This window comes from Candidatus Effluviviaceae Genus I sp. (assembly GCA_016867725.1).
Classification (GTDB): domain Bacteria; phylum Joyebacterota; class Joyebacteria; order Joyebacterales; family Joyebacteraceae; genus VGIX01.
This window is the reverse complement of the sequence record VGIX01000016.1, coordinates 19,170-38,838: the sequence shown is the minus strand read 5'-3', so window position 1 is coordinate 38,838 and position 19,669 is coordinate 19,170. Positions and strand designations below refer to the sequence as shown.

The 19,669-nt window shown below is 71.9% G+C and carries 14 protein-coding genes; 1 reads left to right on the top strand and 13 read right to left on the bottom strand.

Annotated features, from left to right (window positions below; genetic code table 11):
• From FJY74_05425 to FJY74_05400, 6 genes are all read right to left on the bottom strand, one after another.
• On the bottom strand, positions 1–3,329 hold a 3,329-nt coding region (locus FJY74_05425; GenBank protein ID MBM3307747.1), incomplete at its 3' end, for a hypothetical protein.
• Positions 3,326–5,329, bottom strand: coding sequence for a hypothetical protein (locus FJY74_05420; protein ID MBM3307746.1), 2,004 nt, complete (start codon positions 5,327–5,329; stop codon positions 3,326–3,328). The genes FJY74_05425 and FJY74_05420, both read right to left, overlap by 4 nt.
• Positions 5,326–6,942, bottom strand: coding sequence for a DUF1957 domain-containing protein (locus FJY74_05415; GenBank protein MBM3307745.1), 1,617 nt, complete (start codon positions 6,940–6,942; stop codon positions 5,326–5,328). Before FJY74_05415 ends, FJY74_05420 begins: the two co-directional genes overlap by 4 nt.
• Before the next feature lie 61 nt (positions 6,943–7,003).
• Positions 7,004–7,894, bottom strand: a complete 891-nt coding sequence (locus FJY74_05410; protein ID MBM3307744.1) for a DUF4912 domain-containing protein — start codon at positions 7,892–7,894, stop codon at positions 7,004–7,006.
• Between the two features lie 121 nt (positions 7,895–8,015).
• Positions 8,016–8,951, bottom strand: coding sequence for a radical SAM protein (locus FJY74_05405; protein ID MBM3307743.1), 936 nt, complete (start codon positions 8,949–8,951; stop codon positions 8,016–8,018).
• A gap of 45 nt (positions 8,952–8,996) precedes the next feature.
• On the bottom strand, positions 8,997–10,214 hold the full coding sequence (locus FJY74_05400; protein MBM3307742.1) for a class I SAM-dependent rRNA methyltransferase: 1,218 nt from the start codon (positions 10,212–10,214) through the stop codon (positions 8,997–8,999).
• A 136-nt stretch (positions 10,215–10,350) separates the two neighbouring features.
• Here FJY74_05400 and FJY74_05395 point away from each other — a divergent pair, with 136 nt between their 5' ends.
• Positions 10,351–11,076, top strand: a complete 726-nt coding sequence (locus FJY74_05395) for a hypothetical protein (protein ID MBM3307741.1) — start codon at positions 10,351–10,353, stop codon at positions 11,074–11,076.
• A gap of 79 nt (positions 11,077–11,155) precedes the next feature.
• Here FJY74_05395 and FJY74_05390 read toward each other — a convergent pair whose 3' ends face one another.
• From FJY74_05390 to FJY74_05360, 7 genes are all read right to left on the bottom strand, one after another.
• Entirely contained in the window at positions 11,156–12,592 is a 1,437-nt protein-coding gene (locus tag FJY74_05390) for a hypothetical protein (protein ID MBM3307740.1), read from the bottom strand.
• 105 nt (positions 12,593–12,697) lie between these two features.
• The gene (locus FJY74_05385; GenBank protein MBM3307739.1) at positions 12,698–14,026 is read right to left on the bottom strand and encodes a PP2C family protein-serine/threonine phosphatase; all 1,329 of its coding nucleotides are present in this window, start codon (positions 14,024–14,026) and stop codon (positions 12,698–12,700) included.
• Between the two features lie 4 nt (positions 14,027–14,030).
• The gene (locus FJY74_05380; protein ID MBM3307738.1) at positions 14,031–15,371 is read right to left on the bottom strand and encodes a polymer-forming cytoskeletal protein; all 1,341 of its coding nucleotides are present in this window, start codon (positions 15,369–15,371) and stop codon (positions 14,031–14,033) included.
• 231 nt (positions 15,372–15,602) lie between these two features.
• Positions 15,603–16,358 carry a response regulator transcription factor gene (locus FJY74_05375; protein MBM3307737.1) on the bottom strand — a complete coding sequence of 252 codons (756 nt, stop codon included), beginning with the start codon at positions 16,356–16,358 and terminating at the stop codon, positions 15,603–15,605.
• Entirely contained in the window at positions 16,355–17,494 is a 1,140-nt protein-coding gene (locus tag FJY74_05370) for a histidine kinase (GenBank protein MBM3307736.1), read from the bottom strand. The genes FJY74_05375 and FJY74_05370 overlap by 4 nt, the downstream gene beginning before the upstream one ends.
• Positions 17,495–17,503: 9 nt before the next feature.
• On the bottom strand, positions 17,504–19,099 hold the full coding sequence (dacB, locus tag FJY74_05365; GenBank protein ID MBM3307735.1) for a D-alanyl-D-alanine carboxypeptidase/D-alanyl-D-alanine-endopeptidase: 1,596 nt from the start codon (positions 19,097–19,099) through the stop codon (positions 17,504–17,506).
• Positions 19,096–19,656, bottom strand: a complete 561-nt coding sequence (locus tag FJY74_05360) for an N-acetylmuramoyl-L-alanine amidase (protein ID MBM3307734.1) — start codon at positions 19,654–19,656, stop codon at positions 19,096–19,098. Before FJY74_05360 ends, dacB begins: the two co-directional genes overlap by 4 nt.
• Between the last annotated feature and the right edge of the window lie 13 nt (positions 19,657–19,669).

The following is a 19,669-nucleotide window of genomic DNA, read 5'->3' as shown; positions in this document are numbered from 1 at the left end:
TCGAGCGTCTGTGGGACCGAGAACTCCGGCGACTCGAGGTTGGCGCGCAGCCAGAACGGGCGCGCGCCCGGGCCCAGCGGCTCGGCGAAGCCGGACGCCGTGACGCGCCCGCGGCCGAGCGACGCCCGCGCGTCCCTGAGGACGACGGCGTCGCCCTCGAAGGCGACGTCCGCGCTCACGTTCTTCACCGGCTGCGCGAGCGACGCGGAGCGGAAGGACCCGTTTCGGAGCGACATCGTCCCCGCGAGGGAGGGCGCGCCCACGGGGCCGGTCACGGCGACGTCCGCAGCGAGCGTCCCGCGCGCGTCGAGGATGCCCTCGGGCAGGCTCGCAAGTCCCCGGAGTTCGAACGACGACGCCCGCACGCGCAGGTCGAGGGAGCGGTCCTCGCGCTCCTCCGGCGCGCTGGGCGCGGGGTCGCGCGGCGGAAGCGGCACCGTCCCCGCGGCCTCGATGACGCCTCCGGGCGCCGTGAGCGCGACGCGGTCGAGGACGACAGCCTCGGGCCCGAAGCTCCCTCCACCCTCAAGCCGCGTGAAGCCGGCGCCGTAGATCACGGGCGCCGACACGGTCCACGCGAACTCGCCTTCCGGAGCGTCGAAGGTGCCGCGGACCGAGGCACGCCCGTCCAGGAGCCCTCCGAAGGCGCGGCCGGTCTCGGGAGCGAAGGCTGACACCAGGTTCCCAAGGTCCAGGCGTTCGAGCGCGAGGTCCAGGGCGAGCGCCCCGCCTCGCCCGACGCCGCCGGACAGCCACGCCGTCCCGCTGGACGCCTCGCCGAGCGTGCGGCGCCTCGTCGCGAGGAGCCCCGTGCCGGGCAGCTCGACGTCGCCCCCGATGACCTCGACGTCGAAGGGCGCCACGAGCGAGAACGCCACCCGGTCGAACGACACGTCGAGGCTCTCGAAGCGCCCCCGCCCGTGGAGCGTCGCCAGCGAGTCGACCGTGCCCCCGAGCAGGATCGAGCCGTCGAGCATGAGCCGCTTCTCGCCGCCGACGCCGGGAAGGAGCTCGGGCCCGCCCACGAGCGTGAAGCGCGACCACGTGATCGTGCCGCCGAACTCGCGCTCCCGGTCGAGGACCAGCACCGTGGACGAGTCCGGCCGCACGGGAACGGCCCCGTACGCCAGCATCGCCCCGCCGCCGCGGCTCGCCGCCTCGACCTCGAAGTGAACGTCCTCGCTGTCGCTCTCCGCGACCACCGACACGGCGTCGAACGCGAAGCCGCCGACCGAGAGCTCGCTCGCCTCGACCGCCGCGGACAGCCGCCTGGCCATCCCGCTTCCCAGCACCGTCACGGCGCCGTCAACGGTCCCGCCGATCGAGGCCGCCTCCCCTGCCCGCGTGAGCGCCGCGGCGCGGCCGAGCTCAAGACGCGAGAGACGCAGCGTGATGTCGTTCTCCCCTCCCGCGTCGAGCCGGCCGCCGACCGCGATCTCCCCGAGCGCGCCCGAGAGCACGAAGTCGGACAGCGCGACCGAGTCGCGCCCGGCGGCGAAGGATCCAGGGTGAAGGAGCGAGAGGGTCTCGGGGCCCACGGCGACGACGGCTCGCTCGACCGTCCCGAGGGCCGCGAACTCGCCGCCCGGTCCACCGCGCACGTCGGCCGACGCCGTGAGCTCGACGGACGTCCGCGGGAGACCGCGTGTGGTGTCGGAAGCGGACCACGAGAGCATGAGACCGTCCGCCGCCGCCGAGAAGGCGTACGAGCCGCGCTCGTCGATCGTCCCCGACGCGCGGACCGCGCCGCCGAAGGCCTCGACGGTCACGGTGGGCGCGGCGAGCGGGCCGGCCGCGGTGGCTGTGGCGGGCCCGACGTCAAGCGCGCCGACGGTCAGGACAGGGAACGACGCCTCCGCGGCGGCCCTCGCCGCGCCGCCCGGCGCGCCACCCGGGAGAAGGCCCGTCAGGCGCGCCGTGACCGTGCCGCTCCCGCCGACGTCCTGCGCCCCGAACGCCGCGGCGGGGACGGCGAGATCGGCGGCCTCCGCGGTCACGGTCGCCGACGCCACGCCGCGATCGGTCACGGTCGCCGCGCCGACGACCTTCACGCCCACGCCCTCGGCGACGATGTCCGCCCGCCCGTCCCGCAGCGTGCCCGAAAGCCCGAGGCGCCCCAGGTCTCTCTCCCCGACGCCGAGCGAGGCGACCTCGGCGGCGAACGACGCGCGCGTGTGCGCCGCGCTCAACGAGTCGGCGCGCCCGCGGGCGGAGAGATCGAGCCGGCCCGAGACCGGCGCGCCACCGTCGGCGGAGGCGGCGACCCGCGCGAGGTCGATCCCGCGCGCCCGCACGTCGAACTCCACGGTCGGCCGCGACCGCGTCCCGCGCGGCGGCAGCTCAACGCGGCCCGACGCGTCCACCGAGCCGTCGGCGAAGGCCGCGCGGAGGCGGTCGACCGCCAGCGCGCGCGGCGTCCCGGACAGCCGCGCGTCCAGCTCCGGCACGCCGACGGCGCCGAGGACCAGGGCGCTGCCCGCCACGGCCGCGTCGAAGGCCGGCTCGCCGGCCTTCGCCCGCACCGCGCCCGACACCGTCGCCGCGCCTCCAAGGTCCTCGCGGCCGAGCGCCACGGCGAGCGCCGTCAGGTCCACCGACGCGTCGAACGCGACGTGGAGCGAGTCGCCCGCCACGACGCCGCTGGACGCGAGGTCCACGATGTCCGAAGCGAGACGAGCGGACTCGATCTCCACCCGCCCCGTTCCGCCGCCGACGCGCGCCTCGAAGGTCCCGATCACCGGCTCCGCGAGTCCCGACGCCCCGAGGGCGACGCCGCCCGACACCGAGGCCTCGAAGCGCCGCGGCCCTCCGCGCGCGTTGATCGCGACGTCCGACGCCTCGACGCCGTATGTCCCGGCCGAGTCTCCGAGGGCGACGCGAAGCCCCGATATGTCGAGCAGCGCGTCGACCGTCCACGCCGACGGCCGCGCCGCGCGCGGCGGGTCGCCATCCGGCCCCCCGAAGCGCGACCAGCCGACCAGCCGCCCGTCCCCGCCGCGAACGAGCAGAAGCTCCGCGCCTCGGACGCGGAGCTTCGGGACCACGACTCGCTTGTGAAGAAGAGCGCCGAGCGCGTACTCGGCGTCGAGGCTGTCGATGCGCGCGATGATGAGGCCGCCCGGCTCGCGGAGCTCGGCGCCGCGGACCTCCACGCGTCTGATGAGGTTCCCGCGGAGCGAGCCGACGGTGAGCTCGAGGCCGTTGCCGCGGACCGCCGCCTCGAGCGCGGAGCCGGCGATGCGCCACCCCACCGGCGTCACCGTGAGCGCCGCGACGACGGCTCCGACGATCGCCGCAGCGACGGCCGCGGCGCGGACACCCGTCCTCACCCGCCCGACGGCCCCGCTGCCTGGGCTCGATCCCCGCTGCTCACCAGTACGGTGTGGCATCCTCCCCACTCAGACGCCCCGGCCTTCCTGAAGCAGAACTGCACGCCCGCGACGCTCCGCTCGAACGGCCCGATCGTCGCCCCGTACCCGATCGGGAGGGCCATCACGTCGCCGACCGGCTCCAGCTCGCGCTCCTCGCACGAACGCCACGAGTCCACGCTCCACCGGACCGACCCCGCCTCGCGCGCGACGACCCTGAGCCGCCGGCCGCGCGGCACCGCGGCCACCGGCGACTCCTCGGTCCACACGACCGAGCGCCTGACGATCGGCCTCTCCAGCACCGCCGGCGGCTCGACGCCTATCCCACGATACACGTCCTTGAGCCGCTCGCGGAAGAGCCAATCGAACATCCAGTCCCCGCCGGCGGGGAGCGTGAAGTCCTCGCCGAACCACCAGAACCAGTCGCTGCCCTCGGCGGCGTACAGCGCCTCGTACGCCGGCGGGTGGGTCTCCGGCGTCGCGCCCGACGCGGCGAGGCGTCGCCGCGCGTCGCCGAGGAGGTCCCACGCGCGGTTCTCCTCGGGCCCGCCGATCCAGATGTTGAGATCGTTCCCCGATGCCGATCCCATCTCGTCGATCCAGCTCGCGCAGTAGAGCGGAGCGACGCGCTCCTGCGAGGCCAGTGGATGCGGCCGGATGCCGCGCGCCTCGTTCCCATCGAGGAACTCGGAGAACGTCGCGGGCGCGAGCTCCGGGGCGTCCGAGAGGCGGCGGTAGAGCCCCCGCAGGAACTCCCGCCCGTGGTCGCGGTACGACCCCCACGCGTTCTCGCCGTCGAGGATGATGGAGAGCACGCGGTCGCCGGGGCTCTTCACCCTCCGCGCGAAGCCCTGTCTGATCCACCCCACGTAGTCGCCGGCGGCACGGTCGTAGTCGTCGTAGCGCTGCATCGTGAACCCGATATCGTTCGAAAGCTGCGTGTGGCGGAAGAAGACGCTCACCCCGGCGCCCGGAGCGCCCGCCGCGTACGGCTTGAGAAGCACCTCGGGGTCGTCGGTCCTGTACCCCCACTTCCCGGACCGCGCGAGCACGCCCTGGTCCGTCGCCATCCACGCGAACCCCGCTCCCGCGACGAGCGGCACGACGTGCTCGCCGACCGATCCCTCGGACGGCCACACGCCCCGCGGCCGCGAGCCGAACCGGTCCGCGTGGAACGCCGCCGCCCGCTCGAGCTGCGCCGCCGCGTCCTCCGGCCAGCTGAAGCGCTGCGGAAGCCGCGACCCCGCCGCGTCGACGTTCGCAAGGCTCGAGTCGGCGACGAGCGGGAGGATCGGGTGATAGAACGGCGAGACCGAGATCTCAACGCGCCCTGCGTCGGCGAGCCTGCGGTGCAGCGGGAGCACGTTCCTCATGACGCGAAGCTGCGCCTCGATCACGACCGCGATCTCGCCGTCGTCGAACCCCCTCCCCTTCGCGACGAACTCCGCGACCGACAGGTCGGTCCCGTCCTCAAGCCGCATCGCGCCGGAGCGCGCCTCGGGCGGGAAGCAGGCCAGGTTGAACCACATCCTGAGGTCGGTGATGTCGCGGTCCGTCATGCGGCCGCCCGCGCGCCGCTTCGCGAGGAGCTCGGCGTACCGCGGGTGCGGCCCGATCTCGTTCGTCCGGTCGGCGTCGAAGAACCGCGCCACGACGAACCCGCGCTCCGTCTCGGTGAGACGGCGCGTCGGCGTGAGCGACAGCTCCATGGAGAGGTCGGTCGCGCCGCGCTCGACGTAGTCCTCGAGCTGCCGCACCAGCGACGGCACGAGGTTGATGGTCGCCCGCATCCCGGGGAACTCGTCGAGGAGCATCGCCATCGGGTAGTAGTCGCGGACGGCGTGGAGACGCACCCACGGGAGAAGGTAGGCGCCCTCGGGCGGCCCGTCGAGGGTCGCGCGGTAGAACGGCTGGTGCTGATGCCAGAGGAGGGCGACGCAGAGCCGGTCCGGCACGCTCATCGCGACGCACCCGGCGCGGCGGGCGGACGGTCGTCGGCGTAGATGCGGTAGTCGATGTCGGGGAAGATGCGGTCGCGGGACTCGACCTCGGCCAGCCACCGCTCGTCCACCCTGTTCGCCTTCACGTCCTCGTACAGCCGCGTGAACCTCGAGATGTGGTCGCGCGTGCGCTTGTGCGCGTACTCGGACATCGTGCCGGTCTTCATGATGAAGGCCCAGTCGCTCGACTGCGCCAGAAGCAGCTCGCGCGCCGCCTGGTTGAGCGCGCGGCGCCGGAGCCCCTCGGCGTTCGGGTGGGCCTTCGCCATCTCGATCATCCGCCGCGAGGCGCGATGGAGATGCGGGTAGATGTAGTCGTTCGACCCGTCGAGCCACACCTCGCTGTAGCCCTTGTAGCCCCAGCTCGAGTGGAAGAGCTCGGCGCACTGGAACGGGCCCTCGCTCGACAGGAAGTCCCCGGGCGTCGCGGAGGCCAGCGGTCCGCGGATCTCGTCGATCTTGCGGAAGACGTACTCGAGCCACATCGGCCCCTCGAACCACCAGTGGCCGAAGAGCTCGGCGTCGTACGGCGCGACGACGATCGGCCTGCGTCCCAGCGCCTCATTGAGGTGCTCGACCTGCCGCTCGCGGTTGAACACGAAGTTCCCCGCGTGCTCCATCGCGCGTTCCCGCGCGCGTTCCGGCTCGTAGAGCTCCTTCTCGTCCGTCTGCCCGGTGATGCGGTGGTACTTGAGCCCCAGCATCTTCCGGAAGCCGTCCGCGCCGAGGTACGGTCTCACGTAGTCGTAGTCGAGTTCGTAGGAGTGGTCGCGGTAGAAGTCCCGGTACCAGTGGTCGCCCGGGTAGCCTTCGACCGAGCTCCAGACCTGCTTCGACGACTCGAGGTCGCGCGCGAAGATCGCCACGCCCGCCGGGGTGACGATCGGCGCGTACGTGCCGTTCCGCGGCCGCGGGACGGCGTGCAGGAGCCCGTGGCTGTCCACGAACGTGTAGCGGATGCCTGCTTCCGCGAGATAGCGGTCCACGCCCGGGAAGAAGCCGCACTCGGGCAGCCACATCCCCTCGGGATCGCGCCCGAACGTCCGGCGGTGGTGGTCCAGCGCGAGGCGGACCTGCGCCCGGACGGCCGCCGGATACTGGTCCATGAGCGGCAGGTAGCCGTGGGTCGCGCCGCAGGTCAGGACGTCGATCCTCCCCGCGTCCTGGAAGTGGCGGAGGGCCGTCACGATGTCGAGGCCGTACTCCTCGGTGAACGCGCGCTTCACGTCGGAGAAGAACCCGTGGTACATCTCCGCGAGCCCCCGGAGCCGGGGATTGTCGCGGCAGCGCGCGATCTCCTTCTCTGTGAGCTCGCACAGCTTCGTGATGTGCTCGACGTAGCGGTCCTGGAGAAGGCCGTCGCGGAGCATCGAGATGAGCGGCGCGCTCATCGAGATCGTGAGCCTGAACCGGACGCCGTCGGCGGTGAGGCGCTGGAGGACACGGATGAGGGGAACGTACGTCTCGGTGATCGCCTCGAAGAGCCAGTCCTCCTCGAGGAAGCTCCGATACTCGGGGTGCCGGACGTACGGCAGGTGCGCGTGAAGAACGAGGCTCAGGTACCCCTTTTCCACCGTGCCACCCTTGTGTTGCGGATGCTGCGGCAGACCGCGGCTGGACGGAAGGCCGGCGCCCCTAGCGCCCCCACCCCCCTGAGCCCCACCCGCCGGACCCGGAGCTCGGCCCGCGGGTGCTCTGCTTGAAGAGACCACCGAGGGCGTCGAGCGTCACCCACTCCTCGTCGATGATGTCGGACGGCCCGACCGGAGGCAGCGAGATCCTGTTCGATCGCGCGATGACGATGAAGGACCCGTCGGGCGTGATGAGCCCGAGGTCCACGCAGTAGTCGCGCTCCACGCGCATGACGTTGATGTACCAGTTCCGCGCGCCGGGCGCGACGTCGATGTCGTGGAAGCTCACGGGGTGGTCGGGGTCGGTGTCCGTGACGTCGTACACGCGCAGCACGAGCCGGCTCTTCGCGAGCGTGTCCTCGCCGAGGCGAGAGGCGAGGTCGGCGCGAAGGTCCGGAGCCAGCTCCCAGTACACGAAGAGCCAGTACGGGTCGCGGACCATGAGGCTGATCGTGTTCTCGCCGTAGCTCCTCGGGTACTCGAACCCCTCGTCCAGCTCAGGCGACTCGCCGCCGCCGAGGTAGTACTTGCTCGCCTGCATCCGCTGCTCGTCGAGCAGGCTGTACAGCGTGAACGCGCGACGCGTGCGCGGCGCGAGGCCTGAGCCGGCCCGAGGCTCCCGCTGCTCGCCCTTCGGGCCCGAGGGGACGGGCACCTGCTCCGACCCTCCCCCCGTTCGAGCGGCCGCGGCGCGCACGCGCGCCGCCGGTCCGGCGGCGCCGCGGCCCGGCCGGGCTGCGCGCCTGCGCCCCCCGCGCGGGCTCCCCTCGGGAAGCGCGGCCAGCTTCTCGACGAGCGCCGCCTTCCGGAGCCCGGAATAGCCCACGAGGCCCCTGGCCTTCGCCAGGGTCCTCAGTTCGGCAACCGTCTTCCTGCTGAGTTCGCTTCGCTTCAATGGACCGCTCTTGGATGACAGGGATCGCTATCCGCCGAGCTGCGTCGGCGCGGAACGTCACACGGCAGTATGAACCCCCGCCGGGCCGATGTCAACCCCCCACTCCCCCGCGCCCGCGGCGTCAGGGCGCCGGGTCCTCGGGATCACGGACGATCTGCGTCCCAGCGATCGGTGAGAGGCCGGCCGGGAGCTCCTGCACCCACCCGTTCGTGAGGCCGGCGTCCGCCATGGCCTCCTGCGCGTCTTCCCACTCGCCGGCGGTGATGGGCCGTTCAAGTTCCGGGACCTCGGCCGCGCGGTGGGCCGGGTAGTACTGGGACATCAGGCTCACGAAGGTCCCGCGCCCCAGCTCGCTCGCGACGAACCGCATCGCCTCCCGCGTCCCCGCCATGTCGTTCGGAAGCACGAGGTGCCGCACGATGAGCCCGCGAACGGCGATGCCGCGCTCGTCCGTCGTCAGGTCGCCGACCTGGTCCTTCATGACACGGAGCGCCGCCCGGCTGGCTTCGACGTAGTCCGCGACCCCGGAACCGCGCAGCGCCGCCTCCGGGTCGGCGTAACGCAGGTCCGCCAGATAGACGTCGACCACGCCGTCGAGAAGCGACAGGCCCTCGGCGGACTCATACGACGACGTGTTCCACACCACGGGGAGCCCGAACCCCGACGCTCCCGCGAGCCTCAGGGCCTCGAGCGTCGCGGGGATGAACTGCGTGCCGGTCACCAGGTTGACGTTGTGGCATCCGCCCCGCTCGAGCGACAGCAGCATGGATGCAAGCTCGGGCGCCGTGCGCTCGCGCCCCTCCCCGTCCTGGCTCCACCGGTGGTTCTGGCAGTAGCGGCAGGCCATCGTGCAGCCGCCGAAGAAGACGACGCCCGACCCGCCGTCCCCCGAGATGGGAGGCTCCTCGCCGTGATGCGCCATGTGCCGGTACACGACCGGGTCGTGGCCCTGCCCGCACCAGCCGCGTTCCCCGGCCAGCCGGTTCACGCCGCACGCGCGCGGACACAGCGAGCACCGGCGCGCCGCCGCGGCGGCCGCGCGGCACCGCTCGTCCAGGGCGCCGGCCGCGGCGAGCGCTACGTGCGAGGGAGTCCCCACGGCTCAGATGACCTCCAGGACCACGCACTGCAGGTAGCCGGTCTCCGGAAGGCCGAGGATCACGGGATGATCGAGGCTCTGACCGCGCACCGCGATGACCCGCGCGTGCCGGCCCGCCTCGCGCGCGGCGCCGACGAGCGAGTTCATGAACGCCTCGCTCTCGATGAGGTGCGAGCACTTGCTCGTCACGAGGTGTCCCCCCGGGCGCGTCACAGCGATCGCGAGCCGGTTCAGCGTGCGGTGGGCCTTCAGTGCCTCCCGCACGTGCTTCCGGCCCCGCGCCAGCGAAGGCGGATCGAGGATCACGAGCCCGAACCGTCTGCCCGCGCGGCCGAGTTCGGCGAGCGTCTTGAACGCGTCCGCGTCCACGAGCTCGTTGGGCGTCGCCAGCCCGTTCCGCTCCCAGTTCGATCGCGCGAGCTCCAGCGCCGGGCCGGACGAGTCGACCAGCGTGACGCTCGTCGCGCCCGCCGCGGCGGCGTACACCGACCAGGCGCCGGTGTAGCAGCAGCAGTCGAGGACGTCTCGGTCCTTCCCGAGCGCCGAGGTCTCACGACGGTTCTCGCGCTGGTCGAGGTAGAACCCCGTCTTCTGCCCCCCGAGAACGTCCACGAGGAAGACGTGCCCGTCCTGTTCGATCTCGACGGGCCCCGCGAGCTCGCCCACGGCGACGCGCTTCTCGACGTCGAGGCCTTCGTACTCCCTCATCGGGGAGTCGTTCCGAAGGACGATGGTCTTCGGCTCGAGGACGCGCTGAACGGCCGCGAGGACGAGGTCGAGCCGCCGCTCGATCCCCGCGGTGAGCGACTGAACGGCCACGCAGTCCCCGTAGCGATCGACCACGAGCCCCGGCAGAAGATCGGCCTCGCCGTAGACGACGCGGCACGCGCGCGTCCCGTCCGGCAGCGCGCGCTCGCGGTGCGCGTGCGCGTTGGCGATGCGCCTGGTGAGGAAGTCCTCGGTGATCTCGACGCTGGATCGGGAGACGAGCCTGACGGCGATGAGCGAGTGCGGGTTGATGTACCCGGTCCCCACGAGCCTGCCGAAGCCGTCAACGACGTGGACCACGTCGCCGGGCTCGACGTGGGCCTCAACGTCCCTGATCTCGTTGCTGAAGACCCACAGGTGACCCCCGCGGAGCCTCTTGTCCTCCCGTCCCTTGAGCCTGACCCGCGGCGGCCTGGGTCCCGCGCCAGGTGATTCCTGAATTGTGTTTGTCATTGGTTCGCCGTGTCTCCGGCCTTGTCGCGGAAAAGGGAACGCTTCATGCAACCTCCCGGGACAACAGGCAATGAGTATCATGCGCTCCGCCGGAAGACAACCCGGAAGGGGCGCTCCACCACGACCGGGAGGTGCCATGTCGACGACAGTTCTGACGTTGGTTGCGGTCGCGCTCGCGCTCGTGACGTCCCTGGGGGCCAAGGAGGTCTGCGCGGCCGCCAGGCCGTACGTCCAGTTGCACGCGACCGAGCAGGAGATGACGGAGCAGGGGACGCGCGCCCCGGGCGACCTCTGCGAGGCGTGCAACGGAGGGTACTACTGGACGGTCGACCAGTGGTTCACGGGCAACGAGACCTATGCGGCGCTCTGCGAGCCCTGCCGGTGCCCCTCGTGCCAGGGCGGGTGGAAGCCCCGCGCCGTCACGATGTACCTCTTCTGGGAGAACGAGAACTCGTGCGCGCTGAGCGTGAGCGCGAGGATCCTCGCCGTAGACCAGAGCCAGCCCGACTGCCCGAGGCCGTCCGAGGTCCTGTGCGCGTCCATGCCGACGACGGTCGGCCCGTTCAGTCCGGCAGGGTTGTGGGCCGTCACCGTGCCGCTTCCGGGCGACGCGCCCGTCATCACGGGGCCGTTCTTCGCCAGCCTGCAGTTCCACAGCACATGCGACGAGCTGCCCGCAGTGGTGGCGACCAGGGCGTCGTGCGGTCCGTGCGCGTCCTGGAACAACTGGGGGCAGGGATGGCAGGAGCTCTGCGGTTTCGGCCTCCCGGGCAACCTCACGCTCTACGCGACGCTTGAGTGCCAGGGACCCTCGCCCGTGACGCCGGCGACCTGGACGACGATCAAGTCCATGTACAGGTAGGCGCGCGCCAGCCGCGCGGACGACGGGAGAGCGCAAAGGCGGGTCGCTGCGGCGGCCCGTCTCTGCATTGGTTGCCCGGTCACTGGTGCAGCACGAGCGTGATGCGCCCCTCCCCGACCACGACCGCGCCCGCCCTTGCCTCGACCGAGACGCCCTCGCCCTCGACCTCCAGACTGCGAGCGGCGCTCCGGATCCCCGGCTCCAGTGCCACGGGCTCGCCGTCGACGGTCACCCGCAGGTCCTGCGGCCAGCGGACGGTGAGCTGGCGGTAGTCGAACGGACCGCCGAGCTCGGCGGCGATGGGCTCGCCGGAGAGATACACATGCGTGCCCCCGGAGAACTCGAGCTTGAGGATCCGCATGTGGACCTCGCGGTGCTCGTCGACGGACACCATGTTCTGCCGGTCGAGGCTCACGCTCACGCTCGAGAGCTGTCGCGTGGAGATGTGGAGCTTGGGCCCGGGGCCCTCGGTGATGGACTCGAAGAGCCGTTCCTCGCCGGTCTTCGCCGCGTCGATGGCGGCGGCCCTCGCTGCGACGCGCCCGTCGAGGTCCATGCGTGAGAAGACATCCGCGGCCCTGGGCAGCGGGTCCGGCATGGCGCCGCGCAGGACGTCGAACGTCCGCGCGCACCGTCCCGACACCTCCCGCCTCCACCCGGGCTGCAGCCGGTCGAGCAGCGCGCAGACGCCCGCTCCGGTCCGCGGGAAGCGGGCCGCCGAGTACCACTCGGCGTCGGCGCGGCCGCCCGGGTCGCGGCGCAGCAGTGGCGACCCCGCGCTCTGCGGCCCTGCCGCGCCGCCGGCCTGATACCGCGGCGCAAGCTCGCGGGCGCGGTCGCCGATGTAGCGGGGCAGCCCCTCCATCGTCTCCAGCCACAGCTCGCGGTCCGCGCTCCGCGGGCCCATCGTGAGGAACCTGAGCTGTCTCACGGCCACGAACTCGGCTGCCCGCACGAGGAGCGACTCCTCGGGCGCCGAGCACGCCCTCTCGAGAAGCTCGCACTCGAGGTCCACCATCGCAAGCACGCGCGGACCCATCGCGGAGTCCACGACGAGCTCGACGGGCGCGAGGAGCTGCGGACAGGCTCTGGTGAGCAGCACGCGAAACGCCTCGGTCGCTGCGACGCCCACGGGATCGGCGGCGAAGGCCGACGACTCCAGGAAGGCCGTCGGCACCCCGCCGACCTTGCAGGCGTCCCGCGCAACGCCCGAGGACGCGAGCCGGCCGTGGTAGAGCACGATCCGCCCGTTCTGGCCTCGGACGCGCCTGAACGAGACAGGGGGACGGGGGTGATGGACCAGGTAGCAGGTGCTGTCGGGAGTCCAGAGAGCGAACGGGGTCGAGGAGAGCTCCCACCCCGGCCAGAGCGCTCCCGAGAGCGCATCCAGCTCGGACACGGTGACGAGCTCCTGCAGCAGGCGGTCCGGGTGATGGACCTCCGGCCGTACGCCGGGCGCGCACGCCGCGAAGAGAATCGCGGCCGCGGGCACGGGCCACCAGAGCGACTTCCTCATGTCGGCCCCCCGCAAGGCCGGCGTCAGGACCGCCGGCGCAGCGCCATTGTACGCCCGCGGCCCGCCGCTCACAACCCGACTCGGCAAGCCGCGGCGGGGGGGCCGTCAGCCCGCCGGTTTGGCCTCGGCGGGCCCTCTGAGGCTGCCCCTTTCGGGCGCGCCTCGCGCGGCAGAGGGCCCGCCTGTGGCCTCTCGGGGGGAGTCCGAACCGTTTCCGGCGTCGGTCGCCACCGTGGCGCCGGCCATCTTCACAACGACCATCGTGAGGTCGTCCGTCTGCGGAGCACCGTCGGCGAAGCGCGTCACGCTCGAGTAGACCCGCTCCTCGATCTCCCGCGCCGGGCGCCCGCGGTGCCGCACGACCACGTCGCGGAACCGCTCGTCGCCGAACATCTCGCCCTCGGCGTTCGCCGCTTCGGTGATACCGTCTGTGAACAGGACGAGCCCGCCGCCCGGGCCGACCGTCGCACGGCCCTCCTCGTAGCGGGCGTTCGGCGTGAACCCGAGGACGAGACCACCCTTCGTGAGCTCGACCCTCGTCCCGTCGCTTCGCAGAGTGAACGGCGGGTTGTGCCCGGCGTTGACATACGACAGCTCACCGGAGTTTGCGTCCAGCACGCAGTAGAAGAACGTGATGAACACGCCATCGTCCGTGCTCGAGCAGACGATGCGGTTGACGCGCTCGATGAGCAGGCTCTCCGGCATGCCCGTCTCGGCGAGCGCGCGCACCGAGGCCTGGACGTTCGCCATGAGGATCGCCGCCGGCGTGCCCTTGCCGGACACGTCCCCGATCGTGATCGCGAGCCTCCCGTGGCCGAGATCGATGACGTCGTAGCAGTCGCCGCCGACGTGTCGTGAGGGAACCGTGAACCCGAAGATGTCCAGCCCCGGGATCTTCGGAAACGCCTTGGGCAGAAGGCCCATCTGGATCTCCCGCGCGAGGCTCATCTCCTGCTCAAGCCGCGCCCGCACGACCGCGGCTGCCTCGATCTGCCGACGCATCTGCTCGTAGGTGTAGGTCACAAGCCCCACGGCGAGCGCGAGCACGCCGTTGACCGTCACGATCATGAGCGCGAAGCGCATCTGGTAGAACACGACGAGCGGGTTGATCAGGATGGCCAGCGCGCTCCCGAAGACGCTCCCCGCGATCAGCGACACGACCGCGAGCGGGATGCGCAGCACGGCGGGGAACCCGGTGTAGCGAGGCAGGACGAACCGGACCGTCAGCATCGCCGTGAAGCCGACGACGTTCGCGAAGACGACGCTCATCGGAACGAGCGCGGGCGAGACGACGTCCCGGCCGGCGAAGAGGCGGATCGCCGTTCCGATGCCGAGCCCGGCGACGCTGTTGGCGAGCGCCCAGAGCCAGACCGTCCTCGCCTCGAGCCTGCGCGGCCCCCTCGCCTCGCCCGGCCCGCTTGTCGCATGAGGCATCGAGTTACGCTCCCGGCGGCGCCGGCGGCGCCGGGAATGCCCCCGGCAGCGCCTCGTTGGGCTCGGCCTGCTGCTCGAAGACCTTGTCGAGCCGCGTCTCCTTCCGCTGGAGGAGCGCACCCAGACCGAGGAACACGATGAGGAACGAGATGATCGTCCCCGCGTAGGGCACCGCCGTCAGCAGGTACAGGATCGCAAGACCCAGCAGCATCATGGGGACAGGCGGGCCCTGTCCGTCCCCGCGCCTCAGGACGAGCCTCCCGACGCAGACGGCCACGTAGAACTTCGCGATGTACGCCGCGATCGCGTAGGCGAGCGCGAGCACCATCGCAAGCGGTATCGTGAGAATGAGCGCGATGGCGATGATGACGATGATCGGAACGCAGATGAACGCGATGAACCCGATCGCGAGGCTCTTGAGGGGCTTGCGCCTGATGATCGTCGCGGTGCGGTCGGCGTGGTCCCTGGTGAGCGCGATCAGGATGCTGCCGGCGATCACCGCGGCGATGAACAGGAAGATGCGGAACCCGACGCCGAGCCCCTTCGGGAACTTGAACTCGTGCTTCTCCTCGGCCTCCGTCGGCTTGAACGAGACGTTCCCATGCACGAGGTCGGGCCTGAGCGTGATCGGCGCAGGGGCGTGGTACAGGAGGTTCCCCATGATCTCGGCCTTCTCACCGAAGTCGATGCCTCCGTCGCTCGCGATGATGGCGTCGCCGAGGACCCTCCCGTTGATCACGGCCTTGCCCGTGTAGATGACGAGGTCGCCGGCGACGGTCCCGTTCATCGTGGCGACGCCGCACGCGGCCCTCAGGTTCCCCTCCACGACGGCGCCCGGGCCGATGTCCACGGTCCCGGCCAGAGCCAGCATGTCGCTCCCGACGGTGCCGCTCAGCGCTACGCTCTGGCAGAACGCACGAAGGTCATCGCCGACCCGCCCCGTGACGGAGACGTCCTGCGCGAAGACGTTCAGGTCCTGAGTGACCTCGCCTCCCACGCGCGCGGTCTGCACCCACGAGATGACATCCCCCTTCACGACGCCGTCAATGTGGAGGGCGCCTCCGAACTGGTAGATGTCCCTGGCGAGCGTGTCGCCGAGCGCGACCTGCAGGCTTCCCTTCGTCGCGAACGTGCCGGCGTCCCGGCAGACGTCGGGGTCCACGTCCACGCTCACGCCGTGGACGACCGTCTGGATCTCGAACGCCGGGATGGCGAGTCCTCTTCCGATGACGACGTCCCACTCGCCGGCCATGCGTGCCGCGACCGGCGCCGCAGCGATGACGATGAGCAGCGCCGCGCACATCAGCGCAGCGCCTGCCTCCTGTGACCGTTCTCTCGCTCTCATGGCTCCCTCCACTCGGCGCAGGCCGTGCCGGCCCGGCGATCGGTGTCCCCCTTCTGCTGCAGTCATGAGACTAGCGCGTTCCGCGCCACGGGCCAATCCTCGGCCGGTGACGCGGCGTTCACGGCGGCGGAACGGCGAAGTCGAGGGGCGAAACGGAGGCCTGGCCGGGCGGGAACACGCGCGACAGGCGCCGCCGGATGCGACCGCCGCCCGCGGGGTCGTCCGCGACCCCTACCAGGGCAGAAGCGCTCTCAGCGCCTTGACGCGGGCGCGGGAGAGCACGAGCTCGCTCTGCGCGGCGTCGTCAACGACGACCTTGTACTTGCCGCCGAACCAGGGGACGATCTCGACGACGCGCTTGAGGTTGACGATGGTCGAGCGGTGCACGCGGAAGAAGACCGAAGGATCGAGCCGCTTCTCGAGCTCGCCCATCGTCGCGTTCACGAGGCACTTCGCGTCCCTCGTGTGGGCGTGCACGAGCTCGTCGTCGGCCTCGAACCAGACGATGTCGGCGAGGTCGAGGAGCACGATGCGCCGTCCCTTCTGCGCCGGAAGCCGTCCGGCGCCCCGCGACCGGACGAGCGCGGCCAGCCGCTCGATCTCGGCGCGGATCTCGGTGTCGCTCGACAGGACGCGGCGCGCCCGCTCGATCGCTTCACGCAGCCGGTCGCGGGCGATGGGCTTCTGCAGGTAGTCCAGCGAGTTGACCTCGAACGCCTTGATGGCGTACTCGTCGTACGCGGTCGCGAAGATCACGAGCGGCGGGCGATCGAGAGCCTCGAGAACCTCGAAGCCGTTCTTGCCGGGCATCTGGATGTCGAGCAGCATCACGTCCGGCGCGAGCGCGCGGGCCTTCTCGACCGCCTCGATGCCGTTCTCCGCTTCGCCCACGCACTCGACGTCGGGGATCTCGGCGAGAAGCCCCTTGATCCTCACGCGCGCGAGCTCCTCGTCGTCCACGACAAGCACGCGGAGCGCCCGATTCATCCCTCGTCCTCCCGAGAACCGGCCCTGGCCGGGAGCCGCAGCTCGACCCTGATCCCGCCGCCCCGGCCGCGGCCGAAGCTGAACCACGGGCCCTGGCCGAACCGCGTCGCCAGCCGGTCTCTGACGTTCCGGAGCCCGTAGCCGCCCGCGAGCGCGCTCTCGAGCCGTTCGTCCGGGACGCCGGGACCGTCGTCCTCCACGCCGAGCACGAGCGTCTCCCCGTCCCTCCTCGCCTCGATCCTGACTGTCCCGCCTTCGACGCGCGGTGAGATGCCGTGGCGCACCGCGTTCTCCACGACCGGCTGGAGGATGAGCGGCGGCACGTGGACGTCGCGAGCGTCGCCGGCGATGTCCTCGACGACGCGAAGCCGCCGCCCGAACCGCGCCCGCTCCACGTCAAGATAGGCATCCACGAGCTCAAGCTCCCTCGCGAGCGGCACGGTCTCGTTCTCCGAAGCGAGGAGCGTCACCCGGAAGATGCCGGCCAGCCGCTCCAGGGTGCGCTGCGCGGCGTCCGGGTCCACTGAGACGAGCGCCGAGATGGAGTTGAGCGCGTTGAACAGGAAGTGAGGGTTGATCTGAGCCTTGAGCGCCTTGAGTTCCGAACGCGCCGCGAGCTCCCGAAGCCGCTCCTCCCGCACGCGGTTCTCCGCGAGCGCCCGGTACCCGGCCTCGATCTGGTCGCGCAGGCGCTCGTAGGCATACACGATGAGCCCGACGACGACCGCGATGACGCTGCTCACGAGGACCAGAAGGAGAAGAAAGCGCGCCTCGTAGAAGACGGTGACGGGTCTCGCGATGACGACGAGGACGGTGCCGAACGCGCCGCCGGCGAGGAGCGTGACGACCGCGAGCGGGACGCGGAGCTTCCCCGGAAGCGCGGTGTACCGCGGCAGCATGAACCGCGCCGCGAATCCGGCCGCGAACCCGATGGCGTTCGCGAACAGGACGCCCATGGGCACGAACCTGGCGAGCGCCCCGGGCGTGCCGGAGAAGACGGCGACCGAGACCCCGATGAGCCCGCCGGCGATCGTGTTGGCGCCGATCCACAGCGCGAAGTCCCGCCCCGCGGAGCGTGTCTCGATCGCCGCACGCCGCGGTCGCCTGTCGCGTGGCTCGCCGTCGGGGTCGGGCATGTCGCCTCCTCAGAGACCGCCGAGCGCGGCGAGGACGCGCTCCTCGACCTCGTGCGCCCGCCGCTGCTCGCCCTCGAACCCGTTCGTGATCATCGAGAAGACGAGGTCGCCCCGCGTCGCCGTGTGGACGATCCCGGACAGCGCGGTGACGCCGTTCAGGAGCCCGGTCTTCCCGCGCACGGCGCCGCGGAGTCCCTCGTCGCTCAGCCGACGCGCGAGCGTGCCGTCGAGCCCGCCGACCGCGAGCGAGGAGACGAACTCCGCGGCGGCCCCGTAGTCGCCCAGCATCTCGCGCAGCACGAGGAGGATCGTCCGCCCGGTGAGGCGGTTGTCGCGCGAGAGGCCGGAGCCGTCCGCGACGACGAACGAGCCGCTGTCGGCGCCCGCGGCCGCGAGGTAGCCCGCCGCGAGGGACGCCCCCCCCGCCGTCGTGCCGGGCGGCCCGAGGACCCTCGCGGAGACGGCCTTGAGAAGCTGCTCGGCGACGAAGTTGTTGCTCTGCTTGTTGACGTCCCTCAGGATCACCCCGAGCGGCTTCGACCGGTGCGTCGCGAGCACGGCGGCGCCGCCCGGCGTCACGCCGCCGATCGCGCAGCCGTCCACCACGATGCCCGCCCTCGACAGGCACCGCATGAACAGCGCGCCGAAGTGGCCGGTCGGATCGTCCACGTTCCGGTTCCACGTTCCGCCGCTCGAGCCCGCGGGGACCCGTCCCGTCACCGTGACCGTGTTCCTCCCGCGGCTCGTCGAGCGGCGCACGTCGATCGTCGACGGCCTTCGCGACGACCCCGTCTCCGCGCGGTTCACGACGCGCACGAAGTCCGTGGCGGGAACGAGCGAGACCAGAGCGGGGTCGCCCACGCGCGCCCCAGGCCGCACGCGCACGGCGATCGAGCCGAAGTTCACCGCGAGCGCGCCGACGCGGGCGTGATAGGCGCGGTCGCCCTCGGAGGCCTTCCCGGAGGCCATGCTCAGCGAGTCGAAGTACGACGCGTCGAGCACGACGTCGCCCATGATGCGCTCGATGCCCAGCGCCTCGAGCTCCTCGACGAGCTTCCAGACGCTCTCCGTGGTGAGCGACGGGTCGCCGCGCCCGCGGACGTAGAGGTTTCCCGCGAGCGTCGAACCCGTCTGCTCGCCGTCCGTCGCGAGGTCGGTCTCGAACGCGTACGACGGTCCGAGCACCGAGAGCGCGAGGGCCGCTGTCACGATCTTCATGTTCGACGCGGGGATGAGCGGCGTGTCCGCGCTTCGCTCGTAGAGGACGGGACCGCCGCGGAGCGGCTCCACGAGGAGGCTCACCTGCGCCCTGGCCAGGACGGGGTCGCGGAGGATCGCATCAATGCGCGAGCGGACGGCGAGGGCGAGCGAGTCGGAGATCGCGGGCGCGGCGGTCGGCTCGTCCAGCCGAACGCCCGGCGCGATGGCCGTCGGCGGAATGCGCGCCGGGCGAAGGACCCCGATCTGCTCCTCGGTCACGGGTGCCTTCCTGGGCACGGCGGCCGTCGGCGCCGCGCACCCCGAGAGCGCCGCGGCGGCGCCGACGCCGACGGCAAGGCACATCCCGACGGCCCAACGCGCTCCGGTCGCGGAACGGCGACTCATGCGACCTCCACCCCCGGCCCGCCCGGGCGCTCGATCGCGAGCGCGACGGCGCGCCGGAACCCGTCCATGTCCACCCCGCGCCCGGGGCATTCCTTCCGCTGCACGCGAACGCCTCCCTCGACGACCCAGCCCGTGCCCTCGAGCTCGCGGTGACCCAGCACGCGTTCGGCGGCGAGCCCGAGGTCCCGCGCGAGCCACGCGCACAGGTCCACCGCGGCGAACATCTGCTCCGGAGGCGGCGGCTCCTCACCACCGTCGTGCGCGAGGCAGACGCCGATGGCCCGGTCGTTCCACGGGCCCGCGTGCCACCCGCGCGTCTCGCGCGAAAGGCAGCGGTACAGGAGCCCGTCCCGCTCGACGAAGTAGGCGTATCCGATGGTCGGGCACCCATCGGGCGAGATGTGGTTCGGACCCGTATGATACCGCGCCGTGTCCCACACGTTCCACCCCTGCATCGCGGTGCAGTGCAGGACGACGGTGTCGATGCCGCGCGGGTCGCGGAGCTCGGGCTCGCGGTTCCTCGGAAGAACGGACGAGATGTCGTGCACCCAGCGCATGGTCGCTCCACGC